The sequence below is a fragment of the Methanogenium organophilum genome, assembly GCF_026684035.1.
Lineage (GTDB): Archaea > Halobacteriota > Methanomicrobia > Methanomicrobiales > Methanomicrobiaceae > Methanogenium > Methanogenium organophilum.
Genome location: NZ_CP113361.1, coordinates 565,175 through 589,554, shown reverse-complemented (window position 1 = coordinate 589,554; position 24,380 = coordinate 565,175). Strand labels below are relative to the sequence as shown.

General features: G+C 55.1%; 26 protein-coding genes. 4 read left to right on the top strand and 22 right to left on the bottom strand.

Going from position 1 to position 24,380, the window contains the following annotated elements; all coding sequences use genetic code 11:
- Positions 1 to 53: 53 nt before the first annotated feature.
- The 8 genes from mcrD to OU421_RS03020 all read right to left on the bottom strand — a co-directional run bounded on the left by mcrD (position 54) and on the right by OU421_RS03020 (position 9,009).
- Entirely contained in the window at positions 54 to 482 is a 429-nt protein-coding gene (gene mcrD / locus OU421_RS03060) for a methyl-coenzyme M reductase operon protein D (RefSeq protein WP_326493519.1), read from the bottom strand.
- A gap of 65 nt (positions 483 to 547) precedes the next feature.
- A complete protein-coding gene (mcrB, locus tag OU421_RS03055) occupies positions 548 to 1,852 on the bottom strand; it encodes a coenzyme-B sulfoethylthiotransferase subunit beta (RefSeq protein WP_268187144.1) in 1,305 nt (434 codons plus the stop codon).
- A gap of 1,036 nt (positions 1,853 to 2,888) precedes the next feature.
- Positions 2,889 to 3,674, bottom strand: a complete 786-nt coding sequence (locus OU421_RS03050) for an energy-coupling factor transporter transmembrane component T family protein (protein WP_268187143.1) — start codon at positions 3,672 to 3,674, stop codon at positions 2,889 to 2,891.
- Positions 3,674 to 5,746 (bottom strand): ATP-binding cassette domain-containing protein, encoded by a 2,073-nt coding sequence (locus OU421_RS03045; RefSeq protein ID WP_326493518.1) that lies wholly within the window; start codon positions 5,744 to 5,746, stop codon positions 3,674 to 3,676. The genes OU421_RS03050 and OU421_RS03045 overlap by 1 nt, the downstream gene beginning before the upstream one ends.
- A gap of 265 nt (positions 5,747 to 6,011) precedes the next feature.
- Positions 6,012 to 6,461, bottom strand: coding sequence for a universal stress protein (locus OU421_RS03035; protein ID WP_268187142.1), 450 nt, complete (start codon positions 6,459 to 6,461; stop codon positions 6,012 to 6,014).
- A gap of 12 nt (positions 6,462 to 6,473) precedes the next feature.
- Positions 6,474 to 7,802: an ArsB/NhaD family transporter gene (locus tag OU421_RS03030; protein ID WP_268187141.1), complete on the bottom strand. Its 1,329-nt coding sequence runs from the start codon at positions 7,800 to 7,802 to the stop codon at positions 6,474 to 6,476.
- 11 nt (positions 7,803 to 7,813) lie between these two features.
- Positions 7,814 to 8,359: a universal stress protein gene (locus OU421_RS03025; RefSeq protein WP_268187140.1), complete on the bottom strand. Its 546-nt coding sequence runs from the start codon at positions 8,357 to 8,359 to the stop codon at positions 7,814 to 7,816.
- 107 nt (positions 8,360 to 8,466) lie between these two features.
- Complete coding sequence (locus OU421_RS03020; RefSeq protein WP_268187139.1) at positions 8,467 to 9,009, bottom strand: archaemetzincin family Zn-dependent metalloprotease; 543 nt, start codon at positions 9,007 to 9,009, stop codon at positions 8,467 to 8,469.
- Between the two features lie 17 nt (positions 9,010 to 9,026).
- Here OU421_RS03020 and OU421_RS03015 point away from each other — a divergent pair, with 17 nt between their 5' ends.
- Entirely contained in the window at positions 9,027 to 9,428 is a 402-nt protein-coding gene (locus tag OU421_RS03015) for a UPF0146 family protein (protein ID WP_268187138.1), read from the top strand.
- 357 nt (positions 9,429 to 9,785) lie between these two features.
- Here the strand turns inward: OU421_RS03015 and OU421_RS03010 are convergent, their stop codons facing one another.
- Positions 9,786 to 11,246: a replication factor C large subunit gene (locus tag OU421_RS03010; protein WP_268187137.1), complete on the bottom strand. Its 1,461-nt coding sequence runs from the start codon at positions 11,244 to 11,246 to the stop codon at positions 9,786 to 9,788.
- A 219-nt stretch (positions 11,247 to 11,465) separates the two neighbouring features.
- Between OU421_RS03010 and OU421_RS03005 the strand changes: the two genes are divergently transcribed.
- The 3 genes from OU421_RS03005 to OU421_RS02995 all read left to right on the top strand — a co-directional run bounded on the left by OU421_RS03005 (position 11,466) and on the right by OU421_RS02995 (position 13,626).
- Positions 11,466 to 12,458, top strand: coding sequence for a methanogenesis marker 2 protein (locus tag OU421_RS03005; RefSeq protein ID WP_268187136.1), 993 nt, complete (start codon positions 11,466 to 11,468; stop codon positions 12,456 to 12,458).
- A gap of 13 nt (positions 12,459 to 12,471) precedes the next feature.
- Positions 12,472 to 13,215, top strand: coding sequence for a methanogenesis marker protein Mmp4/MtxX (gene mtxX, locus OU421_RS03000; protein ID WP_268187135.1), 744 nt, complete (start codon positions 12,472 to 12,474; stop codon positions 13,213 to 13,215).
- Between the two features lie 195 nt (positions 13,216 to 13,410).
- Positions 13,411 to 13,626: a histone family protein gene (locus tag OU421_RS02995; RefSeq protein ID WP_268187134.1), complete on the top strand. Its 216-nt coding sequence runs from the start codon at positions 13,411 to 13,413 to the stop codon at positions 13,624 to 13,626.
- Positions 13,627 to 13,710: 84 nt separating this feature from the next.
- Here the strand turns inward: OU421_RS02995 and hisB are convergent, their stop codons facing one another.
- From hisB to OU421_RS02930, 13 genes are all read right to left on the bottom strand, one after another.
- Entirely contained in the window at positions 13,711 to 14,292 is a 582-nt protein-coding gene (hisB, locus tag OU421_RS02990; RefSeq protein ID WP_268187133.1) for an imidazoleglycerol-phosphate dehydratase HisB, read from the bottom strand.
- Positions 14,289 to 15,002 (bottom strand): 1-(5-phosphoribosyl)-5-[(5-phosphoribosylamino)methylideneamino]imidazole-4-carboxamide isomerase, encoded by a 714-nt coding sequence (gene hisA, locus OU421_RS02985; RefSeq protein ID WP_268187132.1) that lies wholly within the window; start codon positions 15,000 to 15,002, stop codon positions 14,289 to 14,291. The genes hisB and hisA overlap by 4 nt, the downstream gene beginning before the upstream one ends.
- Positions 15,003 to 15,007: 5 nt before the next feature.
- Positions 15,008 to 15,886, bottom strand: coding sequence for an ATP phosphoribosyltransferase (gene hisG, locus OU421_RS02980; protein ID WP_268187131.1), 879 nt, complete (start codon positions 15,884 to 15,886; stop codon positions 15,008 to 15,010).
- Between the two features lie 25 nt (positions 15,887 to 15,911).
- Positions 15,912 to 17,120, bottom strand: coding sequence for a methionine adenosyltransferase (locus OU421_RS02975; RefSeq protein WP_268187130.1), 1,209 nt, complete (start codon positions 17,118 to 17,120; stop codon positions 15,912 to 15,914).
- Positions 17,121 to 17,431: 311 nt separating this feature from the next.
- Positions 17,432 to 18,226 carry a DNA integrity scanning protein DisA nucleotide-binding domain protein gene (locus tag OU421_RS02970; protein WP_268187129.1) on the bottom strand — a complete coding sequence of 265 codons (795 nt, stop codon included), beginning with the start codon at positions 18,224 to 18,226 and terminating at the stop codon, positions 17,432 to 17,434.
- The gene (gene sucD / locus OU421_RS02965) at positions 18,223 to 19,089 is read right to left on the bottom strand and encodes a succinate--CoA ligase subunit alpha (RefSeq protein ID WP_268187128.1); all 867 of its coding nucleotides are present in this window, start codon (positions 19,087 to 19,089) and stop codon (positions 18,223 to 18,225) included. Before sucD ends, OU421_RS02970 begins: the two co-directional genes overlap by 4 nt.
- On the bottom strand, positions 19,086 to 20,174 hold the full coding sequence (locus OU421_RS02960; RefSeq protein WP_268187127.1) for a succinate--CoA ligase subunit beta: 1,089 nt from the start codon (positions 20,172 to 20,174) through the stop codon (positions 19,086 to 19,088). The genes sucD and OU421_RS02960 overlap by 4 nt, the downstream gene beginning before the upstream one ends.
- 16 nt (positions 20,175 to 20,190) lie before the next feature.
- A complete protein-coding gene (locus OU421_RS02955; protein ID WP_268187126.1) occupies positions 20,191 to 20,718 on the bottom strand; it encodes a 2-oxoacid:ferredoxin oxidoreductase subunit gamma in 528 nt (175 codons plus the stop codon).
- A complete protein-coding gene (locus OU421_RS02950; RefSeq protein WP_268187125.1) occupies positions 20,715 to 21,512 on the bottom strand; it encodes a thiamine pyrophosphate-dependent enzyme in 798 nt (265 codons plus the stop codon). Before OU421_RS02950 ends, OU421_RS02955 begins: the two co-directional genes overlap by 4 nt.
- Positions 21,509 to 22,612 carry a 2-oxoacid:acceptor oxidoreductase subunit alpha gene (locus OU421_RS02945; RefSeq protein WP_268187124.1) on the bottom strand — a complete coding sequence of 368 codons (1,104 nt, stop codon included), beginning with the start codon at positions 22,610 to 22,612 and terminating at the stop codon, positions 21,509 to 21,511. The genes OU421_RS02950 and OU421_RS02945 overlap by 4 nt, the downstream gene beginning before the upstream one ends.
- On the bottom strand, positions 22,609 to 22,881 hold the full coding sequence (locus tag OU421_RS02940; RefSeq protein WP_268187123.1) for a 4Fe-4S dicluster domain-containing protein: 273 nt from the start codon (positions 22,879 to 22,881) through the stop codon (positions 22,609 to 22,611). The genes OU421_RS02945 and OU421_RS02940 overlap by 4 nt, the downstream gene beginning before the upstream one ends.
- 85 nt (positions 22,882 to 22,966) lie before the next feature.
- Complete coding sequence (locus OU421_RS02935) at positions 22,967 to 23,503, bottom strand: FumA C-terminus/TtdB family hydratase beta subunit (RefSeq protein WP_268187122.1); 537 nt, start codon at positions 23,501 to 23,503, stop codon at positions 22,967 to 22,969.
- Entirely contained in the window at positions 23,500 to 24,342 is an 843-nt protein-coding gene (locus OU421_RS02930; protein ID WP_268187121.1) for a fumarate hydratase, read from the bottom strand. The genes OU421_RS02935 and OU421_RS02930 overlap by 4 nt, the downstream gene beginning before the upstream one ends.
- Positions 24,343 to 24,380: the final 38 nt, after the last annotated feature.

Here is a 24,380-nt window from a genome sequence, read left to right as displayed (position 1 = left end):
TGTTTTGATTGTTAAACCTGATTTCAGTTTGAATGATTTCAGCCGTTTTCCGATTATTTGTGCAGCCCCTGTATGATGACAGGAGGTTCGGTTCGTTTTGGATCGGTGAGCCCGATCATTATCTCATCCGCATCCGGTCCGTATTTTGCGTAGTCCACGAGTGTGGCCTGGGTCTTCATGAACTTCCCGACCTGTACCTGGCACGGGAATTGTGTGAAGATACCATCGCAAGCCGCTTTGATCGTATCAATAACGGATTCATCTGTGACCTCTACGGTGACCATGCCGACCTGCACACGGAGTTGCACGTCTGATCCACCAACGGTGATTGTTTTCCGGTTGGTGTTCGGGTTCGGTTTCCCTCTTGCGGGGCCGTATGGGACTATTGTAGGCAGACTGGGTCCGTTCACCATCAATCGCCGGATCCCGGGAATGCCGACGACTGCATTGAGAAGACGTTCGGCGGTTTCAGGACTTAGCATGCGAAGAGGTACGATTCTGCACTGTGGATATGTGGCTTCTGTCATTCGAATCAACGGTTAGTATTTCAGACTCCCTTTGCAATCTGGTGCATTGGTTTGTTGAACACGTCAATCTGACCGTAGGTCTCTCCCATGATCTTGGAAGTGCTCTCCGGTGAGAACATCTGTGTACCTGCGTCAAGTGCTGCGGCTGCAACCACACATGGGATTGCGATACCGTTTGCGTGACGGGTAACAACGTGGTTTCCGTTGAAGATACCTGGACCACCGCCACCGTAGATGGAGTGGCTGAAGAAGGAGAATCCGACTGCGGTTCCCATCATACGACCGAAGTCTGCGCTTGGAAGACCGGTCTCGTGTTCGAGAAGGTCGTTGAAGTACAGAAGGGTCGAGGAGACTGCCTGTGCGAAACGTCCTGCACCACAGTTGACAATGGATGCTGCCATTGAACCTGCTGCTGCATATGCATTCCACATCATTGGGTCCTTGGTGTCGTAGAACTGGAAGTAGTCGCCCTTCTTTCCGGGCATGATGACCTTGTCTTCAAGTGCCCGCTCGACGAGTGACTGAACAACAGTACCGACGGTACCGTTCTCACCGTTTGCTTTCACAAGGTCGTAGACCATGTTGTTTGCGTTGAGGCCCTGGTATGCGTAGCAGAGGAGCTGGTTGCGCTCGAATGGTCCGATACCCATTCCCATCTCGAACTCGCCTGCTGTCTCGAGGGTAGCTGCAAGTGCTGCACCCTGGAGTGCATTGCGGTTCGTCATCATGACGTAGTGGTTAACGGAGATGTTACGGAGTGCGTAGCCGATACCTTCGTTGTTCTGTGGGATGTTCAGAATCGAGGATACCAGTGCGCCGTTCATGTCCTGAGTGTGTGGGTATCCACCCCAGCATGCTGCCTTGACAGTTGATGCGTTGAATGCATTGATGTCAAACTGGTCAACAATTGCGTAGGTTGCTGCGGATGCAACAGCGGTGATTGCCGCATCGTAGGTTGCTGCATTGTCGAGACGCTTCTTTGGTACCTGCACGAGGAGCAGCTTTCCATTGTTGAACTCGAGGATCTCGGTGTCGTCGCCTTCTTCGACCTGGACCATTTCCTTGATCTGTGCAACGAGTGCGTCCTTGTTCTCCATGATTGGAAGGTCAAGTTCACGACCCTTGATCTTTCCTTTGCCAAGCTTTCCTGTCTTGAGGGCAGCTTCAATGCCCGCAAGGTTGACGTTAATCGTTCTCTTTGTCAGATCGACGATCTTGCTGGTTGCCGGGTTGACCAGTGGGCTAACCTTGTCGAGTGATACATCACTCTTCAGCAACTTCCCGTCGTCTGAGTAGAGGTCGATTGTTTCTGAATATTTTGCCATATTATTCCGTCCTTTTCAGTTAGTGCAATTGGGTTAATAGAAATCAACCGGCACTCTCCTGCCGGTATCTTAGAAGATCTCTACTGCAGGTCCCCGCAGCGAGACTATATGATTTCCATAATTGAGAATATAAGTTTTCTTAATTTGTGTGAATATTTATCTAGAATAATATTATTTGCCGGATCGGTGTTGGAGTGTATATAATCTCAATAATTGGATCTATAGTGAAATAATGGAAATATTGGGATTATTTAAAAAATCAATATTTCCATACGAATGAATTTTTTTTAAAATTATGATGTATACTATTTAATACGATATTTAAACATTGTATTAATAAATATTACTATAATTGGGTGGTATGAATGGGGGCTAATTCATGCGATAATACAGGTTGTAAGCTATATTATTTATTCATTTTCAAATTAGGGTGGGAATATCCTCTTTATTGCAGATTCATGGACGATATGGGTGTAGTATATATATATTTACAATGGTGCAGAGGGGCTGTACGAAATTTTGGTCTCCCTATTTATAAAGATCCATCAGGTATTTTCGCCGTTTGCATTCTGCCAGGTGAAGATATTTTCTGTCGTGATGGACGATTTTTCCGTCTCAATTCCGGCGTCGGAGAATAATAATACTATTTTTATTCATTCGCTTCTGGATGTTCTTTTCGTAATTGCTTCCTTGTTCATCTCAGAATATTCCTCAGGCGGGCAGGGCTCAAATTGATGGTTTTGTTTCCGTGTTTTTCGCACTGTCTGCGTCCCTGTGTGGTCCTCCGGAACCAAAATGCGCGTCTGATGGGGGGCACGGGTTTTTTGGTATGTAATTATAAAAGGAAGCAGAATTCATCCCATCTCGATTTTGCTAATACTATGGAGAGTTTTTTGTACACTCCCTCTGCTCTTTATATAAGATTGGGCAGGGATCTTCGCACGAGGTTGTGATGTTCTCATGAACCGGATGAGTAATACGCCCGCTGTGGGTGTTCTGTGGAAGTCCGGAGGATTAAAAATGTATAAAAAGAGATTCAGGCCAGTGTCACCACAGCACCTGCAATGGCCAGCAGGATGATGGCGACACCCATCAGGTAGTCCGGTGTCCCGAACGGCCGGTCCAGTCCGGGGGTGCGGGCCATCGTCCGTAATCCCCGGAGGTCAATGGTGAGTCCAAGCACATTGGCCTTCCCGAGGGCGTTTGCGACAAGCGGGATGATGATGGGTGTCAGTTCACGGACTTTACCTTTCAGGCCGGTGCCGGGGTTGTATGCCCGGGCACGCTGTGCTTCTGATATGCGTTTCCCTTCCAGCTGAAGGCTGGGGATAAACCGGATGGCAATCAGGAGCATCAGGGAGTAGTCCACCGGGAGGTGCATCTTCTGCAGGGCGGTCACAAGATCACGGGGCTGGGTGGAGATGATCATCAGCTGGAATGCAAAGAGCATCACAAAGAACCGCAGGGAGAGTATGGCGGCGAAGTGCAGTGCTCCGGTGGTGATGGGGATGTGGCCTCCGATGACCGGGACGCCTGCGGGGATGAGGTATCCGACGACATCGCCACTCTGCATCGTGAGGATGGTGAGAAGCATCAGTCCCGCACTCAGGAATATGAGCATCGGCACCTGGGCGAGGAGTTCGCGTGCGAAGCGTCCGATGGCAGCCATGGCGAAGACGAGCAGGATGAGTCCGGCAACGACCAGTGGTTCTGTTGAGATGATGGCAATCGCAATGACCACCAGAAGGAAGCAGATCTTGGTGAGTGCGTTCATCCGGTGAAAGACACCGTCAATTCGTTTATACTGAAGAATCTCTGCCATTATGCTGCACCTCCGTGCATGCGTGTGCTGTCTGACATGATCTGCCCGCCATCCATCCGGATGATGCGCTGTGCGTGCTGTTTTACAATCGACATGTCGTGGCTGACCATGATCACCGAATGTCCGGCACCCGCAAGGGACTGCAGGATGCCCATAATCCGTTCGGCCTCTTCGGTGTCAAGCCCGGTGGTCGGTTCGTCGAGGATGATGACGTCAGGTTTCATTGCAACAACACAGGCGATTGCGAGGCGCTGGCGTTCCCCCCTGCTCATGGCGCGGGGGAACTGTGATTCACGTCCTTCGAGACCGACCATGGCAAGGACCTCCCGGATCCGTTTCTCGGATGCTGCCGGGTCAATCCCGATATTCTTCATCCCGAACTGCATCTCCCGGACGACTGTATCTTCAAAGAGCATGGTGTCGGGGTTCTGGAAGACGAGGCCCGCCTGCTGTGCGAGACGGGTGACTGTCTCATCCGCTGCATTGAGTCCGCAGACGGTTACGGTTCCGGATGTCGGGCGCAACAGGCCGTTGAAGTGTTTGACAAGGGTTGTCTTCCCCGACCCGTTCTCACCGATGATGGCGGTGAGTTCACCGGCGTATATGTCCAGGCTGACCCCGGAGAGGGCGGGTGCCGCCTTCCCGTAGCGGTGAACCAGATCCCGCACCGTAACCTGTGGTTCGCCCGTGCGGGCAACCGATGCGGTGTCCACCAGTTCCTCTTCACGCTCCTGTTCATCGGGATAGGTAGCAAAGAATTCCGCTGCTGTTTCGTCTTTTGTCATGCGGCCGCCAACAATTGTTACGACCCGGTCCGCGATGGAAGCGAGTTCGCGGGGTTTTTGTTCGACAACGATGATGGTCTTGCCCGCCTCTTTGAGCTTTGCAAGAATACCGATAATGCTCTCTGTTGCGGAGGTATCGAGTTCTGCGGTTGCCTCGTCCAGAATCAGGCATTCTGTGCCGGATGCAAGAGTGGAGGCAAGGGCTACCCGTTGCTTTTGCCCTCCGGAGAGTGAATGGGGGGCACGGTAACGGAGGTCGGTGAGGTTGGTGAAGGTGAGCATCTCTTCCAGGCGTGTCCGGACATCTTCCGGCCGGAGTCCACGGTTCTCAAGGCCGGAGAGGATCTCTTCTTCGACGGTGGTGAATATCAGCTGCGCATCGGCATCGTCAAAGACAACGCCGACCCTGCGTCCGATGTCTCCCATGTCCTCGTAGCTGCGTACATCCCGCCCGGAGAGGGAAAGTGTACCCTCCATCGTTCCTTCGTATTCGTGGCAGAGCACACCCGCTGCTGCAAGACAGAAAGTGGTCTTTCCCGCTCCGGTGGTCCCGTTCACAAGGACACACTCGCCCTTTGGTATGGTGAGGGTTATGTCACTGAGTGCGGGGGCGTTCCCCTGCGGATAGGTATAGGAGAAGTCCGCGAACCGGAATGCCGGTGTCTCCGGGTCATCCGATTCTTCCTCTGCCATCGCCATATGCACCTGTTTGTCCTCTCCTTTCGCCCCCCGCATCAGGATCTTTGCGGACGGGATGTAGAGCACCTGCGTAATGATGGCGTTTGCAACGGCGGTGAGGATGACGATGGGTGACACCGCGACGATGAAGGCACTCACGGTAAACCCGTCTCCGGGTGCGGATATGAAGCCTGCAGTGATGACCACGATGCTAACGGCAAGGAACGTGAATCCGCTCACGAGAGTGGCGCCGAAGGTGGCCACTGTGGGTGCAACCGGTATGTGTTTTCGTGTCGCTGAATACAGGGCCATACAGACGAGTGCACCCAGTGGTTCCGAGATGAGGTTTGCCGGCGGGAATATCGAATGGCTGATCAATGCGGATACAATCCCTGCCACGATGCCGATGCCGATGGTGTCCCTGACATTTGGACGGATCAGGATGATTGCAAGGCAGTAGAGTGCGATGATGGGATTCGATACAATCGCGGTGGGGAGAATATTCAATAAATACCGGAGAATGGCGCCAATTGCCAGAAGAATTCCGACAATGGCGATATCACGTGATTTGATGATAATCCCCTCCGTATGATGCCCCTGGGGTATCATTGGTTGGTCTGTGCGGATGTGTAGTAATCATTAATGTATATGTTTGTACATTTGTGCATAAATATGTGTTGGGGGGTGGCGTCCGGAACATCTCTCTTCATCCGGGTGATGGCGCAATCTCTTGTATGCCTTGAACCATTGTGGTGCAGAAGGGTGCAGCGGCAAGGACGGGAATACGGGAAGGGAGAATGCCATCGCCGGGATACCTCTTCCGTCTGAAAGGGGCCTGGTTAGGAGGAAGAAAAACTGTCTGCGCAAAAAAAGGTCAGCGCGCCAGGAAGATGGGCACCTGTAGTTCGGATACCAGTTGTGTGAAGAGGCTGTTTCCGCCATATCGTGGATTTCTCCCGTATGCACCCATGACGATGAGGCCGTATCCGTCGCCTTCCGCCTCTTTGATGATCTCATCCGCTGCTGTTCCTTCGACCACCTTTGTTTCAGTCTCGATGCCTTCCCGGTTAAAGAAGAGCAGAAGCTGCATCATTTCATCGTTGATGTTTTTGTGCATATCCCGCCAGATCTGGGATTCATAGTTTGTGATTCTGTTGCACATATTTGACTGGTTGCAGAAATTAAATGCCATGGACTTTGAGTCCCGTTTGTCAAGTACGGAGAACAGAACGATCTCCGCCTTCTTCTCCCGTGCAATCCGGAGTGCATAGAGCGCTCCCTTGTGGCTCCACATGGAGCCGTCCAGTAATACCAGTATCTTCATTCTTTCCATCTCCTAGAGCATTCCGAACATGGCATAGAGCATCACAAGACCAACGGCGACCGTGATCACCAGCGTTGCCATTCCTATCTTCAGGAACTGCATAAAGGTAATTGCCACTCCTTCCCGTTCTGCGACACCGAGCACGACCACGTTTGCCGAGGCGGCAATGGCCGTTCCGTTTCCGCCCATGCAGGCACCCAGGGAGAGCGCCCACCAGAGGGGGTAAACGTCCATCGTGCCGCTCATATCGTGAATGAGGGGTATCAGTGCTGCGGTGAGCGGGATATTGTCAACAATCGCAGAGGCAAAGGCCGAGAACCAGGCGATAACAAACATCGCCTCAAACTGGGTTGAGACCATGCTGATCATGAACTGAGAGACCATCTCAATGATTCCCGTATTCACGAGTGCACCGACGATGACAAAAAGGCCGGCGAAGAAGAAGAGCGCCGTCCACTCAATCTTCTCAAATATCTCGTCCGGCTGCACCCTGCTCCATATCAGGATGATGGCCGCACCGATGAGGGCGACTTCCGCGGGTTCAAGGGCAAGCGAGGGGTCGACAAACGGGAAGATCACGTGCAGATACACGCCGATGGAACTGTGGATGAAGAAGAGGAAGACCACGAGGAGAATGACTGTCACTGACTTTTTGAAGAGCTTTCTGTCGGTGATCGCACCTTCTTCATCAAGACTGTTGATGGTCTTTGTGATGATTCCCTTCTCCTCGGGTGTCACTTTCATCGACCTGCCGTAGACGGCGAGGAAGAGGATCAGGACCAGCACCATGTCGACTGCGGCAATCGGGCCCATCGTGGTGATGAACTCGTTGAAGGTCAGGCCTGCTGAGGAGGCGATCATGATATTCGGGGGGTCACCGATGAGCGTTGCCGCCCCACCCACGTTGGATGAGATGATCTCTGCAAGGAGGAAGGGCACGGGATTTAAGTCCATCAGTTTGGTGATGTAGAGCAGCATCGGTGTCAGGAGCAGCACCGTTGTAACATTGTCGAGGAAGGCACTGACAATGGCTGTCACCACCGAGAACAGGATCAGCACCATGATCGGACTGCCTTTGGCCATCTTTGCGGTGCGGATGGCAATATACTCGAAGAGGCCGCTGTGCCGGGCCACATTGATGATGATCATCATGCCCATCAGCAGGAATATCGTGCCAAAATCGATGTGCTCAAGCATCGATTCCCAGGGGACGATACCCAGAAATACGACCACCGCGGCGCCTGCCATCGCGGCAACGGCCCGGTGGATGCGCTCATCGATGATGAGGATATATGTCGCAATGAACACGACAAGTGCAAGGAGCTGTACAGTTGTTAACATTGTAGATCACGTCAGAATACAATTGCCGGCTGGGTAAGGGACTGGGCCAGAAGGATGGCGTTTGCGCTCACCGAACAGGAGTCGGGATGGTTGCTCGCATAGCATTTCGGAAGGGTGACCATGTCGAACTCAGGTGCCAGTTTCAGGATGTCCTGCTGTTTGTCTCCGTGGAGTATGCGCCTTTTGCAGCGAATGCTGCGAGAGGTGAGGCAGTGTTCATAGTCATCCAGAAGGCGGGCGCCATATTCCTCCTTTTTCCTGACAAATTCGTCGGCTGCGGCGTCATCCAGAGAGGATCTTATGATCTCTGCGATATGTGCATCGGTGACATATATCAGGGTAACCGTCGCGTTTTCGTATGTTGAAAGCAGTTCACAGATTGATTCCGATACGTCAGTGACAGAATAGTCCAGCGGAAGCAGCACTGTTTTAATTTCGTGCGGCCGCATCTCCTCTTCTGTGAGAATATATTCGCTGTATTCCTTCTGGATCGTCTCGTATTTTGAGCCGACCACATCCTTGAATTTACGCTTAATGAGTCCCTGATAGTATGCCATGCATTTTCTCCTCAGATTAGTACACTATGACTAACTGAAAGGATATATTGGTAATTCTCTCCCCGGAGCAGATAAGTGTGTTGTTACCATAGCAACAACACGGAAAATCAGAAATATTTCTTTGCGGCTTCCAGTTTCCTCTGGCATGCCGGACAGAGGGTCTTTCGTTTTCGGTCCAGTTCGTCCAGTGTCGTCGGACAGAACATGATGCATTCGCTGTTCGCGCAGTGGTCAAGACCCAGCATGTGGCAGAATTCATGGGTGCCTTCCTTCACAGCCCGGTCAATCGTATCATATATGTCACCTTTCCGCTGATAGTAGCTGTTTTCCAGCCGGGTTGTGGAGATGATACCTGCACGCACTGAAGGACGGGCGAGGCCAAAGACAAAATCGTGGCCCGGAATATAGAGGTCTTTCCCGGTTACGATGAGGATGTAGTCCCCGATGCCGTGCTGGCGGGTATAGATGTCCTGCATGTCGGTAAGGATTTTTGATGCGTTATACTGGTTCCGTCCACGGTCGAAGCCACGGAGCATAACCGGATTTTCCTCCAGTAAGACGGGGACTCCCAGAACTGCCCCGATGGCCTGTGCTACCGGGACCTGAAGGCCATTTGGTGCTGTTCTATCCCAAAAGATAAGGAAACTCATCCGAAATAACATTGTCAATGGGGAACTATAAGCATATTGAAGAGCATTTTTCCCGGTTTATCATCGAACATTACCGGTCAGCGACCGAAGTAGGGGTGGGAAGAAATTTCACGGTGGCCGAGTCGCTTGCGAAGGCCGGAGTCGCTGTTCGGACAACGGATATATTCCCACAGGAGCCGCCGGAGGGTATTGCCTTCCTCCGCGATGATGTCTGTGCACCCGATACGGCGTGGTATCGCGGCAGTGAACTCATCTATGCGGTTCGTCCGGGGATCGAGATGATGCCCTGTATCATCGCGCTCGCCCGGTCGGTGAATGCGGACTGTGTCATCTATCATCTGGGCAATGAGATCTACGAACGCGGCGGACGCATCATTGACTGCGGAGTCGTGCTCCACCAGTATTATTCGCGTAGATGAAACGGATCTTTACGAATTGGTGCGGGTGAATGTATCCTAATGATTCTCTGAATGAATACAGGAGCAAGGGGGGCACCCCCTCCCTTGCCTTTCAATTCTTTTATTGAATCCTTTTTATTAAATCAGGCTTGTGTGACATTGAAGTGTCCTATTCCCTGAGGCAAGGGAGGGTTCCCCTCCCTGCCAGACCCACCCCTTCAGGGGATGGTCGCAGGGGGAATGGGCAAGCATTCCCCCTTGCTCCATTTTTTGTTATATTATGGACATAATTTGGACAAAATTCTGTGATGTCTGTGGTCAGAAATGGGAAGAATAGTCAAAATTGGAAAGATGCATGGGGTGGAGTGTTTCCCTGATCTAGAACCCGTCAAAGAGTGTCTTCTGTGATGTGTCCGGCACGGGTTCGGGTGCTGCTGCCGGTTTCGGGTCTGCGACCTCATTCACGGTCTCCTGTGCCGGGGGTGCTTCCGGCGGGTCATCCTCTGCGGTGAGGGTCGGCTGCACGTCCGGCGCTTTTTTCGGCGTCTCTTTTTCTGCCTTCTGCCCCTTTTTCACCTTCTTCTTTGTGTAGCCCCGCTCTTCCTCGCGCCGCTCTTTTGCAAGAGTTTTGGCGATAGAGGCTGCCTGCGTCTTATCTCCGATAAAGAATTCCAGTTCGTCGCGATCAAGGTACAGGGCGCGTGCGTACACTTCGGGATCCGCCTCGATGAGTTTGGTTATGGGGGTGAAGAAGTCCTCGCGGAGTGCATTTCCGGGAATATGGTATGTCTCCCCGAGCTTTCCCATGATATTGCTTCTCAGCGATTTCTGTTTGCGTCCGGTGCCCATTTTGCGCCAGCGTTCCGGCGGCATGATGCGGGCGTGTATGCCCCGTCCTCCGGCGGCCTCGGCAGGGCCCATGACCATCAGGGCAGATGCATATTTCCAGAGTGTGTAATACTGACGGCGGTAGGTGCGGCCGATAAACCGGTCCGCTCTGGCCAGGGTTTCATAGGCATACGCTTTATCCTCAGTGTCTTTCACCGAGCCAATCGATTCCTCTATCCATTGTTCAATGGTGTCGGGTGTATCGTTCACCTCACGTGCATAGCGCAGCAGGATGTCATCGTCCGCACCGGCATGGATCGCTTTGATGAGTTCGAATATGGATGTGCGTTCGTCTTTCTGTGAAGTCTGCACTTCGGCTGTGCTCACATGGTCGGTACCGATTGCCGCAGCAGACAGACTGTTTACGGCCGAGCGCATGTCCCCGCCGGAATTATCTGCGATTTGCTGTAATGCGGCAGCGTCACAGTCCACCCCTTCCCGCGAACAGATGTAGTGCAGGTGGGCAGCGATGGTCTTTGTTGTTAGCGCCCGAAACTGCACCGTGTCACAGAGACGGCGGATTGACTGGTCAAGGCCGTAGAGATCGTTTGCGATCAGAATGATGGGCTGAAGGGACGACCGGATGACCTCTGCTATTGCACGGGCGCCGCCCCGGTCGGCATTGCCGTGAATATTGTCCGCCTCGTCAAAGATGATGAGCCGCCGTCCGGTGCCGGTGAGACTTGCGGTGGTGCTGCCCGCGCCGGCAATCTTCTCAATGACACCTTTTGTGCGCTGATCGCTTGCGTTGAGTTCAATGACGTCCCATCCCATGTCACGGGCGAGAGCATGGGCTGCGGTTGTCTTTCCGATTCCGGGTTTTCCGTAGAGGATGAGTGGCCTCACGCCGGTATGCCAGGAACGTCCCCACTCCGCGATCTGCCGGATTGCCGAGCCGTTGCCAACAATATCCTGCAGGTGCTGAGGTCTGTACTGTGCAGCCCAGTCCATGGTATATTCTCTGTCGCAAAGGGTGAAAAATGCAGTGATACCGGTTGAATGTCCCGGAGATTTTCCACCGTCCTGAGACTCCCTGTCTACCCGTTTTCCGGAGTGAAATGTATCTGCCCGGAGGGGGTGGCAGTGTTCGCCATTGCGACGGTAACCGGGGATAATATGCATATTATTAACTGAACTGACGCTGATGATTTGATCAAAGATGGTGTTAATGTGGTAGAATGTTCCACAGACGAGATTGCTGATGCCATACGCGCCTATGATGGCGTTACCCGCAAACGTGCAATCGGAGAAATAATTGAATCACTCCGTCTGGTGACACCAAACGTCCCGGTCTCATTCGGGGATGACGCGGCGCTTATACAGAACGGAGATTCCGGCCTGCTCCTTGCAGCTGACGGCATCTGGAGCCGTCTTCTGGATGCGGATCCATACTGGGCAGGGTTCTGTGCAGTGCTGGTAAACGTACATGATATTGCTGCGATGGGGGGCACTCCTCTTGCTATTGTGGATATTTTGTCAGTAAAAGATTCCGATGTCTGTCATGAAGTGCTGAGAGGCATGTATGAGGCCTCTGCCAAGTTCTGTGTACCGGTGGTGGGAGGACACCTCCATCCGGATGCGGAGATGAATGTCATCGACGTGGCGATCCTCGGCTCAGTCAACCCTGAATATGCAATATTTTCTCACACCGCAGGGGAGGGTGACCGGATTGTCGCAGCGATTGACCTTGAAGGGCGGATACATCCGTCATGTGCGCTGAACTGGGATTCCGCCACGCTCAGAACGGCAGAGGAGGTGCGGGCACAGATTCGTGTGATGCACACTCTCGGTACCGATAAGCTGGTGAGTGCCGGGAAGGATATCAGCAATCCCGGTGTTATCGGTACGCTGGGAATGCTGCTTGAGACCAGCAGGAAGGGTGCCTCTGTCTGTCTCGATGATATTCCGCGGCCCGACCTGGATGCCATCGGGATCACCTTTGACCACTGGGTGCGTATGTATCCGGGAATGGGATTTGTCGTAACCGTCCCTGCCGAATCGGTTGACCGTGTTCTGGAGCTCTTTTCCGGTGTCGGCATGGCCGCAGCGGATATCGGGGTCGTAACGGATTCGCAGAAACTCATTATCCGTCATGGCGATGCGGAAACAACCGTCTTTGACCTGAAAAAGCAGGGAATCATGGGGATTCCCACTGATAACTGAGGGGGTGCATTCGGTGGTCATCGGGATTGGTGCCGGGACAGACCCGGAATCTGTCCGGGCGACCATGGAGAGGCTTTCGGAAACAATTCCACTTCGCTGTTTTACGCATTCCCGCAATCGGGATGCCTTTGCCGGTTTTGATGCCGTCTTTTCCGATACGCCGGAAGAGGCGTTGGTGCAGGCCCTCTACTCAGGCGATATTGCTGCGGCCATACGGGGGAGTCTGCCGTCCAACAGTACACTCTCTGCACTGAAACGGGTGGCAGGCGTCCCCCGACTGGAGCGGATCGCCTTTCTTGAAACGGCAGGCGGGGTACGGTTTCTCCTGGCACCGGTCGGGGTGGATGAAGGATGGACCGTTGACGAGAAGGTCTCCTTCATTGTACGGGCACGGAAGATGGCGCCTGCCTTCGGGGTGAGCGACCGTGTCGCCGTCCTTTCCGGGGGCCGCCTCGGAGACGTGGGACGTCATCCGGCGGTGGACAAAACGATTGCCGATGCAGAGGCGGTGGCCGCCCGCACCGGTGCTTTCCATGCAGAGATTCTGATCGAGTCGGCGGTCTGTTCCCACGGGATTATCATCGCCCCGGACGGGATATCCGGGAACCTCATTTTCCGTACATTATGCCTCCTCGGAGAGGGCTTTGCGCATGGAGCACCGGTGGCAAATATCGATAGAATTTTTGTCGATACTTCGCGCGCCTCTTCAGATTATTCCAATTCGGTATTCATTGCCAATTCGTTGTTAAAAAAATAAATACGGATTTTTACACAATCAAATCTACGAATAATCCGTTTAAAATCGTTTTATTTAATACATGTCCGATTTGCAAAGGGTGATTGAAATACTGTTCATATTCTCTCTATTGTTGATTTTACAGGGTATTTTATCCCGGATTTCCAGAAAGTTTTTATATTAACTTGCCAATTTTCTTCTTGAGGTGGAATTGAAATGGCGAATGATCTACCTATCGCTGCAGTCGTGAGGATTGCAAAAAACAACGGTGCTGAGAGAGTTGGCAGCGATGCCGCACAGGCAATCGCAGATGCTGCTCAGGAGTACATTGCAGAGCTGACCAAAGAAGCAAGCAAGTACGCAAAGCACGCTGGCCGAAAGACGATCAAGAAAGAAGATGTTGACCTTGCAGTCAATGAACTGAACCTTTAAACATCTTTTTTCAAAAATTATGTCTCATAAAAACGGGGCCTGAAACATCTGTTTCATGCACGTTTTTGGAGAATAAAAAAAAGTTCAGATTATTCCTTTTGTGCTCGGGATATCAGTCCGTCCGGGCAGTTCCTCTGATGCCATTCTGAAAGCGACACCGAAGGTTTTGAAGAGTGCCTCACAGATATGGTGATCGTTTCTGCCGGTGGCCTTCATATGGGCGGTGATACCTGCTTTGATACAGAGTGAGTAGAAGAAATGTTCAAAGATGTCCGCAGGGATTTTTCCGAACCCGTTCGGTGAGAACGCCGCGTCATACACGAGATATCCCCGTCCCCCAAGGTCCAGCGTGACCACCGCGATTGCTTCGTCCATGGGCACTGCCATGTGTGCGAACCGCTGAATGCCCCGTTTCTCCCCCAGTGCCTCACGGAGCGCCTCGCCAAGGACAATTGCCGTGTCCTCGATGGTGTGGTGGCAGTCGATTTCAAGGTCCCCCATCGCTTTCACCGTCAGGCCAAACCTCCCGTGGCGTGCACAGGATTCCAGCATGTGGTCGAAGAACGGGATCCCGGTATCGATTGCTATCGTACCTTCGGTATCCAGGTCCACGGTGATGGTGATATCCGTCTCATTCGTTTTTCGTGTTATTTCCGCCTGTCTCATCTCTCTGCCTCTTCTATTGCTTCTTTCAGGGTGATAGTGCCCCTGTACAGGGCTGAACCGAGTACAATGCCCTCCACACCTATCTCACGCATGATCCGGACGTCCTGCGGCGTTGTGATGCCTCCTGACGCGATTACCGGGATACGCACGGCCTCTCTCAGACGCCTGACCGGTTCTTCTGCGATACCGTTACAGAGTCCTTCCACATCCACGTTGGTGAAGAGGAGAGAGCCTGCCCCCTTCTCTTCAAAGAGCCGGGCCATCGTGATGAGGTCACCTGCTGTCTTCTCCCAGCCATGTACGACCACGTTGCCGCCCCGTGCATCGACACCGGCCATCACCGCTTCTTTGCCGTAAATGTCTGCAATCTCCGTGATCGCGTCCGGATTGTCTGCCGCAAGCGTGCCGATGATGACGCGGGTCACACCGGCATCCAGCCAGCCTGCTGCATCGCGGGTGCTCCGGATGCCACCGCCCAGCTGGATCTCGGCACCGGTGGAGCGGATGATCTCTTTGATCAGACCGACATTCTTCTCCGCCGCCCCGAATGCGCCGTCCAGGTTGATGACATGGAGGGCGTCTGCTCCTTCCTGCAGCCAGTCCTTTGCACGGGAAACCGGGTCGCCATATGTGACGGCGTTTTCCCGGTTGCCCTGCACCAGCTGGACACAGGTGCCGTTCAGGATGTCCACAGCGGGAAATACCTTCATGGCTCTCACCGGATCAGCCGGTCGATCGGCATGACAAGGATATCTTTTGCACCGGCGTTCCTGAGACGGGTGATGAGCTGGTATACCCGTTCCTCATCCACCACGGCATGAACCGCAACGAGACTGCCGTCTGATGCGACGTCCATGACCGTCGGTCCGCCGAGACCCGGCAGCACTTCACTCACTTCATCCAGGGAGTCGCGGTGTACGTTCATCATCAGGTAACACTTGCCGCGGGCGGAGATGACACTGTCGAGGGCAAGGGTGATCTCATCAATCTTGTCCCGCCGTTGTTCCATGGCGGTATTGTTCCCGATGAGAATGGTCGTTGACCGGAGGATCTCTTCAATGATGATCAGGTGGTTGGTCTTCAGGGTCGTCCCGGAACTCGTCAGATCGACAATGGCGTCCGCCACCCCGAGATAGGGTGTTGCCTCACAGGCACCGCCGACCGGGAAGAAATCCACATTTACTCCCCGTTCCCGGAAGAATCCCTCTGTGATGTGGGGGAACTCCGTTGCAATCCGCTTGCCTTCAAGGTCAGCAGCTGTCCGGATACCGGACTCCTCCGGGACCGCGAGAACAAGGGTTGCACCGCCCATCTTCAGGTCCAGAATCTCTGTCACCGGTGATCCGCGTTCCCCGACCATGTCACGCCCGGTGATCCCCAGATCTGCCGCACCATTCGCCACGTATTCGGGAATGTCTATCGGCCGGGCAAAGAGCACTTCGACAGCCGGGTCACATGTCGGTGCGATGAGCTTGCGGCTGGATGAACTATGGAGATGGAGTCCGCCCTTTTCCAGGAGTTCGATAATGGGGTCAGATATGCGTCCTTTGTTCGGGATGGCCAGCCGTAGGTGCTCTCGTGTCTCGTCTGTCATATGGGTAATTCCGTCTGTGTTGGGATTAGAAGGTCTTCATCTCACCGCGGATGACACGTTCGGTGATTGAAGTGATATTCTCAAGACCTGCATCGATGATCTCTTCGATACCGCGGCTGATGGCTGCCTCGTCGGCCCCCTTTGCCGCCACAAACTGTGCGCCTGCGATGAGCGGCTGGTCAATCGGCCGGCCGATCTGGGAGAGGAGTCTGATGTAGAGGTCCTCGATGCCGTCAATCTCCTGCGCACACTGCTGTGCCATTTCGGTCGAAAGGAGGTTGTAGATCTTTCCGATATGGTTTATCGGGTTCTTTCCGCTGGTCGCTTCCATGCTCATGGGGCGGTGCGGGGTGATAAGACCGTTTGCACGGTTGCCACGGCCCACCGATCCGTCGTCACCCATTTCAGCAGAGGTGCCGGTCACGGTCAGGAAGATGGCATCCTCCTTTTCGTAGTTGTCGCCGGTGTTGATGTCCACGGTGACCTTTCGGTCGGTAATACCGGATGCGACACGATGCACTTCTTCACCGACTTTGGTGACTGCCTCAATGTAGTCGTTCATGTCGGCACAGAACCGGTCGATCATGGGTACACAGAGGGTGAGGTTCATCTCCTCTTCCTGCCGCAGGCCCATGATCTTGATGTCGGTTCCGATGATCGGGTTTTTGGGGCGGTATACGCCGTCGAGGTGTTCGCTCACGGCAAGAATGACCGTTTCCAGATCGGAGAACGGTGCATGTCCCACACCAAAGGAGGTGTCGTTTGCGTGCGGGAGATGTTTCTCCTCGCAGGCACGGAATACATCCCGGAGATCAGAGGATCCTGCTCCCATACGGCAGTCAACGATGACATCCTTGTTCATGTTGAGGTATTCCAAAGTTTCTGAGAGGTAATTTCGTGCGGCCTCAAGTGCAATGGCGTCGGTGGGTACGGTCACGCCGTCAAAGGTCTTTGTGGCACGCCCGGTGAGCAGTACATACATCGGTCGGGTGACAACACCGCCACCGAACCGTGGGAGCGACTCCCCTGCCACAATCTCGCCCTGGTCGGTGTTGTGGTGGAGGACAGCACCGCATTCATCCAGATATGCCCGTGAGAGTGCCTGTGAGACCGCTTCTGCGATCCCGTCTGCAAGGCTGTCCGGGTGGCCGATACATTTGCGTTCTGCAAGTTCCAGCTTCTGTCTGTTAAGCGGTGTTTCGCTGAGTGTCTCAACTGCAATATTACGTACCATTGATCTTCACGAACTCCTAATAGATAATTAAAAAGTGGGTTCAGTGTAACATAAGAATTTCCATTATGGTAAAATATTACTCTGGAGAATACTTTGGGAATACCAGGAAAATTATGGTCTCCTTCGCAGTTTTGTCCGGGTAACGAATCATACGAAATCAACATGCAGGGGAGGGGGTGCCCGCCTCCCTGCCTCTCCCCCTCAGGTGACCGGTTGCAATAGGGGGTGGACTGGTCCTCCATTGCCCGGTTGCAGTATTGAACGCTATGAAATATGATGATCACGTGGGTTCAATAATATGGATAAGAACCTTAGTTTTTAATTCTGACGTCTGAGCGGACGGTCAGCCAGCATTCGCCGTTCCGGAATACCCGGACCATGCCGCCGCTCTCTGATATGGTGACTCCCACGGCGGGGATGATGCGGGTGAGGGATGCGGTTGCCCGGTGCCTCCCGCCCATGCCAGGGGGGAGGCTCAGGTCGTCTCCTTTGACATCGATATACCGGCCGGCGGACTGGATGGAGCCTGTCGTGTCCACGACAAAGACCCCGTCCAACTGGGCGAACTCCTTGACGCTTTCCCAGTTGTTGCGGTTGGTGATATCCCGGACTTCCTTCCGGTGTCCCTGGTAGGGGTTGATGATGGCGGAGTGGGAGTGAGTGTAGATCTCCTCCGTGTTGCCGATGATAAACGCGGTACCAATTGATCTGCCTTCCCGGCCTTCGACCGCTATCTCAAGGGCCAGCTGCAGGACCGCGGTCATCACGTCCCGCGGGACAATATCATCGAACTCCTTGACGCTGATGAACTCCTTCTCCTGGTTGATGTCATAGACAAGGATCGCATACGGGAAGACGCCGACCACTTTGCCCGATTCATACTTCTGGGTGATATAGATCTGGACGGCGGCATCATGCAGGTGCCGCTCGGAGATCTCAAGGATGTCGTGCATCGTGAGGTCACGCAGGACATCAAGCTGCATATCCTGCACCCATATGACGGGGATGTCACAGGTGAACTCCACCGGTTCGATAAAGGAGACAATTGCCTTTGCGCCGACCTCTTCTGCAAGTGCCGCCGCTGCGTTCAGCATCGTCGTGGTCATAACAGCTCCCGCACCAGCTCCGGAATATCAGAGGGTTTTCCCGCGACCGGGATGCCCAACCGACTGAGCCGTGCAATCTTTGAGACGGCATCGCCTTCGCCGCCTTCGATGATGGCGCCTGCGTGGCCCATCCGTTTCTCCGGCGGGGCGGATATGCCTGCGATATAGGATACCAGCGGGAGGTTCGTTGATCTCGCTCCCTCCTCTTCGAGGTTTCCGCCGACTTCACCGATCAGCACAACGGCCTTTGTCTGCGGATCGGATTCAAACCGTTCCAAAACCTCGGTGAAGGTCTGGCCGATGACCGGGTCGCCGCCGATACCGACGACAGTGGACTGGCCGATGCCTGCCCGTGTCAGTTCGTTGATGACCTCGTAGGTGAGTGTTCCGCTCCGGGAGATGATACCCACGTTGCCGGGCATGGCAAGGTGGGGTGGCATGATGCCGAGTTTCAGCTCACCCGGGGAGAGCGTGCCGGGGCAGTTGGGCCCGATGACCGTGCACCCCTCCATCCGGGCAAACGCAAGGGACCGCATGGTGTCATGCACCGGGATACCCTCGGTGATGGCGACCACGAGTTCAAGACCGGCGCTGGCTCCCTCCATGATGGAGTCGCCTGCCGCAAAACCGGGCACAAAGAGAACCGAGGTGGTCGCATCGTGCTCTGCCATTGCCTCGCGCACGCTGTTATACACCGGGACACCGTGAACCGTCTGGCCGCCCTTTCCGGGGGTGACGCCTGCGACTACCCCGCGTCCGCCGGTCTCCCGTGCGTACTGGTTCATCAGATTGATGTGGAATGCACCCTGGTTGCCGGTGGCACCCTGGACGATGACGCCGGTCGTATGGTCTCCGTATATCATGCTGCTGCCTCCTTTACTGCCTCTTTGACCACATCTTCCATGGTGTCGAGCATCTGGTATCCGTTCTTCGCAAGGAGGGCGCGTCCCTCCTCTTCGTTCGTTCCCGCAAGGCGGGTGATGACGAGCTGGTCGATGCCTGCGTCGATGATGCCGCGTGCCACTTCATCGCACCGGGTGATGCCGCCGAGGAGGTTGACCACGATGACTTTCACATCCGGCATGCCCGCCACCAGACGGACGGCCTTCATGACCCGCTCCCGTCCGGCACCGCCACCGACATCGAGGAAGTTTGCCGCCTTGCCGTTGTAGTGTGCGATAAGGTCAAGCGTGGACATCGTGAGGCCCGCACCGTTTCCGATGACGCCAATCGAGCCGTCCAGCTCGACGTAGGAGAATCCGTTCTCCTCGGCCTCCCGCTCCCGTGGCGTCAGGTCGCGGTTTGCAGTGATACCCTGTCGTGCGAGGGCATTGTCGTCGACGATGAGTTTTGCGTCTGCGGCAAAGACTCCCCGTGAGGTTGTCACGAGGGGGTTGATCTCTGCGAGGAGCGCGTCTGAGGCGCAGAACGCCTTGTAGAGATTGTTGATGACCGGCCCGAGTTCTTTCGGGGCGTCTCCCAGTATCTGCCGCATCAGAAATCCCGGCACGTCAGAGAGCAGGGGTGAGAACCCGGCACGCCGGAGAGCGTCCGGTCTGGTCCGTGCCGTCTCTTCGATGTCCACGCCGCCGGTCTCCGCAAAGAGAATCATGGGCTGGCGGGTCGTCCGGTCAATCGTGATGCTTACATAGTATTCGTGTTCAATCGGGAGTTTCTCTTCCACAAGGATGGCCTTCGGGATAAGGCCCTTGATCGGGAAGGAAAAGAGATGGGTGGCCGCTTCGACCGCATCTGCCTTCCGGGTGATGATGATGCCGCCTGCTTTTCCCCGTCCCCCGACGTCTACCTGCGATTTGACCACGACTTCGTCCGTGAATCCGTCCAGGAGACGCCGGAGTTCATCCGGGCTTCTGATTACCACACCGTCCGGGATCGGGATCCCGTTCTTGCTGAATATCTCTTTTGCTTCAAATTCAAGGAGTTTCATCCGTTATTTCCTCTGTTTATTGTCTTCCCAGTTCAAATCCGCGGTGAAGGGCTGCGAGGTTCAGGTCCTCGGTTCCTTTCGGGACACTGTCAAGGACCGCCTGTTCAATGGCGTCCTCTGATACCACACCGGTGGCGGTCACGAGGGCGCCGAGCATTACAATATTTGCGACGATGACCCGGCCCAGGTTCTCTTTGGCCTCGGTGGTGGCGGGGATTTCGATACAGGTGCACGCCGGGCGGGAGAGCACCAGTTCTGAGTCCACCAGCATGAGGGCGTCCTCCGGGGCGGTTGCCCCGTACTTCTCAAAGCCCTGCTGGGACATGATCACATAGATGTCCGGTGTGGTGACCTTCGGGTAGAGGATGGGTTCGTCGTCAATGACGTCTGCACTCATCGACGCACCGCCCCGTGCCTCCGGCCCGTAGACCTGAGTCTGCACCGCGTATTTATTGCTGTAGAGGGCCGCCGCCCGCCCGAGAATGACCGCCGAGAGGATCACTCCCTGCCCTCCGAATCCGGAGAAGAGGACTTCGTGCCTCATCTGCGCACCCCCATTGCCGGGCGCTGCCGGTGGATAAATTCACCGACCGTGAAGTGTTCCTCGGGGATTGGTTTTCCTTCCTGCTCCATCCGGCGTGCCTTCTGGAGGAGGATGGCATGCGTACGCATCCACTCCACCTGGTCTGTCACCTGCCGGAGTTTGTTTCTCCTGCCGTATGCCGTCGGGCACTGGACCATTGCCTCGATAAACGAGAGTCCTTCGGTCGCAAGGCCGGTCTCGATCGCTTTGGTCAGTTCCTTTGTGTGGTAGGACGTCCACCGTGCCACATGGCTTGCCCCGGCCGCAACCGCAAGGTCTGCGAGGTCAAAGACGGGTTCTGTTGCTCCGTAGGGGGTGGTCGTGGAGATCTTCCCGACGGGAGTGCAGGGGCTTCCCTGTCCGCCGGTCATGCCGTAGATCATATTGTTCATGCAGATGACGGTCATGTCGATATTCCGTCTGCATGCATGAATGAAGTGATTGCCGCCGATTGCAGAGAGGTCACCGTCTCCGGTGAAGACCACGACATTGAGATCGGGATTCGCCATCTTCACACCGGTCGCAAAGGCAAGTGCTCTCCCGTGGGTGGTGTGCAGGGAGTCTGTCGATATGTATCCCGGTGCACGGGATGAACAGCCGATACCGGAGATAAATACCGTGTCGTCGATCTCCCACTGCATCATGTCCACCGCCTTGATGGCACAGTTCATCACGGTGCCGTTGCCGCACCCGGTGCAGAAGATATGGGGGAGGCGGTCTTCGCGGTACCACTTCTCAAAGACTCTGGTGGTCATTTCTCTGCCTCCACGGCTGCGTAGAGTTCATCCGGCGTGTGAATGTAGCCGCCGATCTTCGGCATGGAGACGACCTTTTCACCCGTTGTGTGGCGGGCGACCTCGCGTACCATCTGGCCGAGGTTCAGTTCCGGCACGATGAAGGTCTTTGCATTGGGGAAGAGCTTCAGGGTGTCCTCGGGGAACGGCCAGACAATTCTCAGGTTGAGATGGCCGATCTCCTCGTTGGGGTGGTCGTGCAGGACCTGCCGGACCGTCCTGGCACCGGGTCCGTAGGTGACAAAGACGGTCTCCGCATCGGTGTTGACCGCGTCATAGTCGGCAATCTCGTGGCGTTTGGACTCCACCTTGTTGTAGAGGCGCTTCACCAGTTTCGCGTGGACGTCGGGGTCGGTTGTATCCGGGTACCCGCGTTCATCGTGTGTCAGGCCGGTGACATGCACCCGGTGGCCGCTGCCGAACTTCGCAAATCCGGGGACCCCGTTCTCATCTGCTTCAAAGGGGAGTTTCCCCTCCTGAAGCGGTTTTCGGGGCACGATGTCGACCTTGTCGGGGATGATGATCCGCTCACGCATGTGGCCGATGGTCTCATCCGACATCACAAAGGTGGGGACACGGAACCGGTCGGCGAGATTGAACGCCTTTGCTGTCAGTTCATACATCTCCTGCACCGTCGAGGGGACAACGGCAATCGTTGCCATATCACCGTGTGAACCGAACCGGCACTGCATCATGTCTCCCTGTGCGGACATCGTCGGCTGTCCGGTGGAGGGGCCGCCCCGCTGGATGTTGACGATGACACACGGTGTCTCCGTCATCACCGCATAGCCGATGTTCTCCATCATAAGGGAGAATCCCGGCCCGGACGTGGCGGTCATGGAGCGTGCACCGGTCCACGAGGCGCCGATGATGGCCCCCATGCTTGCGATCTCGTCTTCCATCTGGATGAAGGTCCCTCCCGCCTTCGGGAGCTTCAGTGCCATCAGCTCTGCAACTTCGGTTGATGGGGTAATCGGGTATCCCCCGAAGAAATTGCATCCTGCGGCAAGAGCACCCTCACAGCAGGCTCGGTTTCCCTGCATGAACTCAATTTTGCTCAAAACTCAATCACCACGCTTTCTTCAGAATAAGGGTCTTCTTCAACCCAGTAAATTGCCTGATCCGGGCAGATCATCTGGCATGCGCCGCATAACTGCCTCCCATAGAGTTTTCTGAGGCGGCAGTTGGTGCACCGTTCCGGGCGGTCAAGGATGGGAACAATAATTCCCCGTTCGTTGAGTTTTCTGCCTTCCTGAAATATATTGTATGGGCAGACGGTGGTGCAGAGGTTGCACCCTTTGCACCTCCGTTCATCGATTATCAGTTTCATCAGGCACGTCCTGCGTATATGTTGTTTCGGGTATTTACTAAAGGTATCGACAGTTCCGGTTGCCTTCCCAAAATAGAGAGGGAAATCAGAACATTTCGTCAAATGCTCTCTGGGCACGGAGGCGGACGTCACGGAAGAGATCATTTCCCTCCGCGTCGATTGCAACGGTCAGGGGGAGCTCTCTGCACTCGATGGCCCAGACGGCCTCAGGCATCCCCAAATCTTCGAAGAACACGCCTTTCAGGGTCATCCGTGAGGCTGCAAGGGCCGCACACCCGCCGGTGAAGGCGAGATAGACACCCCTGCCCCGGAGTTCTTCCCGCACGGTGTCGCCCATACCGCCCTTGCCGATGAGTGCCCGCACACCGGCATCGAGGAGGAATCCAGAGAGTTCGTTCATCCGTGCACTGGTGGTGGGGCCCGCGGCGATGATTTTGCCCTCCTTCACCACCGGTCCGCAGTGGTAGACGGCCGCCCCCTTCGGGTCAAAGGGGATGCCTGCCTCCTGCATACGGAGGTGCGCCTCGTCGCGGGCGGTATAGATCATTCCGGAGAGGGTGACTCTGTCCCCTGCTTTGAGGGCGAGCACCTCGTCGCCCAGCGGGGTTGTGAGGGTGGTCATGGATACTGCACCTCCACCGTCGCCCGCCGGGCCGCCCAGCACTGGACATTTAGGGCAACAGGGAGTGATGCTGTGTGGCACCCTCCTTTTCGTATCCGCACGCCGAGACAGGTCGTCTTCCCGCCGAGGCCCATCGGGCCGATCCCGAGGGCGTTTACCGCGTTATAGATCTCCTGTTCGAAGGCCGTCATCTCTCCAAGTGGTTCGAGGAGCGCTTCCTTTGCGAGCGCTGCCGCCCCGTCAGCAGTGGAGCCGATGCCGATGCCTAAGATCACCGGCGGGCAGGGTTTTCCCCCGGCACGGAGCATGCACTCCGTGATGAACTGCGCAATCTTTCCGGTCTCGGACGGCAGGAACATCCGCAGTGCGGAGACATTCTCCGACCCGGCCCCTTTGGGGAGCACCGTGAGGGTGAACGTATCGCCCGGCGAGATATGCACGGCGGGCATCCCTGCACCGCAGTTGTCGCCTGAATTTTCCCGTGTGCACGGGGAGACGACATTGGGGCGCAGCGGCACCTCTTTGGTCGCCTGCCGCACGCCGTCACGCACGCCTTCGGTGATGGCATCCGTGTACGGGACCGCGGGTGGTATCGTGATATAGACCACCGGGACGCCGGTGTCCTGGCAGATAGGGACATTTCGTCTCTCTGCAGTTTCGATGTTTTCAAATATGGCTTCGAGTTCGCTGCGGGCAACAGGACTCTCTTCTGCTGCGTATGCGCTCTTCAGTGCCGCTTTGACATCGGGTGGGAGGTGGATTTCCGCCTCTCTCAGTGCGTCAGCAGTTGCCTGTGCAACGGCGGCGCGTATTCTCTCCTGTTCTTGTAATTCAGGCATGTTTCCCTTCCCATCTCTTCAATGGAGATGGGTAATCG

What these genes read in the sequence shown, in the direction of transcription:
- OU421_RS03050 (WP_268187143.1), bottom strand. Translation starts at nt 3,674, where the DNA reads ATGGCAGAGATTCTTCAGTATAAACGAATTGACGGTGTCTTTCACCGG.
- OU421_RS03030 (WP_268187141.1), bottom strand. Translation starts at nt 7,802, where the DNA reads ATGTTAACAACTGTACAGCTCCTTGCACTTGTCGTGTTCATTGCGACA.
- OU421_RS02960 (WP_268187127.1), bottom strand. Translation starts at nt 20,174, where the DNA reads ATGAAACTCCTTGAATTTGAAGCAAAAGAGATATTCAGCAAGAACGGG.
- OU421_RS02975 (WP_268187130.1), bottom strand. Translation starts at nt 17,120, where the DNA reads ATGGTACGTAATATTGCAGTTGAGACACTCAGCGAAACACCGCTTAAC.
- mcrD (WP_326493519.1), bottom strand. Translation starts at nt 482, where the DNA reads ATGCTAAGTCCTGAAACCGCCGAACGTCTTCTCAATGCAGTCGTCGGC.
- OU421_RS02970 (WP_268187129.1), bottom strand. Translation starts at nt 18,226, where the DNA reads ATGACCACGACGATGCTGAACGCAGCGGCGGCACTTGCAGAAGAGGTC.
- OU421_RS03020 (WP_268187139.1), bottom strand. Translation starts at nt 9,009, where the DNA reads ATGAGTTTCCTTATCTTTTGGGATAGAACAGCACCAAATGGCCTTCAG.
- OU421_RS03010 (WP_268187137.1), bottom strand. Translation starts at nt 11,246, where the DNA reads ATGGACTGGGCTGCACAGTACAGACCTCAGCACCTGCAGGATATTGTT.
- OU421_RS02940 (WP_268187123.1), bottom strand. Translation starts at nt 22,881, where the DNA reads ATGAAACTGATAATCGATGAACGGAGGTGCAAAGGGTGCAACCTCTGC.
- hisA (WP_268187132.1), bottom strand. Translation starts at nt 15,002, where the DNA reads ATGAAGGTATTTCCCGCTGTGGACATCCTGAACGGCACCTGTGTCCAG.
- OU421_RS03015 (WP_268187138.1), top strand. Translation starts at nt 9,027, where the DNA reads ATGGGGAACTATAAGCATATTGAAGAGCATTTTTCCCGGTTTATCATC.
- hisG (WP_268187131.1), bottom strand. Translation starts at nt 15,886, where the DNA reads ATGACAGACGAGACACGAGAGCACCTACGGCTGGCCATCCCGAACAAA.
- OU421_RS02955 (WP_268187126.1), bottom strand. Translation starts at nt 20,718, where the DNA reads ATGAGGCACGAAGTCCTCTTCTCCGGATTCGGAGGGCAGGGAGTGATC.
- OU421_RS02930 (WP_268187121.1), bottom strand. Translation starts at nt 24,342, where the DNA reads ATGCCTGAATTACAAGAACAGGAGAGAATACGCGCCGCCGTTGCACAG.
- OU421_RS03045 (WP_326493518.1), bottom strand. Translation starts at nt 5,746, where the DNA reads ATGATACCCCAGGGGCATCATACGGAGGGGATTATCATCAAATCACGT.
- OU421_RS02935 (WP_268187122.1), bottom strand. Translation starts at nt 23,503, where the DNA reads ATGACCACCCTCACAACCCCGCTGGGCGACGAGGTGCTCGCCCTCAAA.
- mcrB (WP_268187144.1), bottom strand. Translation starts at nt 1,852, where the DNA reads ATGGCAAAATATTCAGAAACAATCGACCTCTACTCAGACGACGGGAAG.
- hisB (WP_268187133.1), bottom strand. Translation starts at nt 14,292, where the DNA reads ATGAGACAGGCGGAAATAACACGAAAAACGAATGAGACGGATATCACC.
- OU421_RS02995 (WP_268187134.1), top strand. Translation starts at nt 13,411, where the DNA reads ATGGCGAATGATCTACCTATCGCTGCAGTCGTGAGGATTGCAAAAAAC.
- OU421_RS03035 (WP_268187142.1), bottom strand. Translation starts at nt 6,461, where the DNA reads ATGAAGATACTGGTATTACTGGACGGCTCCATGTGGAGCCACAAGGGA.
- sucD (WP_268187128.1), bottom strand. Translation starts at nt 19,089, where the DNA reads ATGATATACGGAGACCATACGACCGGCGTCATCGTCCAGGGTGCCACC.
- OU421_RS02950 (WP_268187125.1), bottom strand. Translation starts at nt 21,512, where the DNA reads ATGACCACCAGAGTCTTTGAGAAGTGGTACCGCGAAGACCGCCTCCCC.
- OU421_RS03025 (WP_268187140.1), bottom strand. Translation starts at nt 8,359, where the DNA reads ATGGCATACTATCAGGGACTCATTAAGCGTAAATTCAAGGATGTGGTC.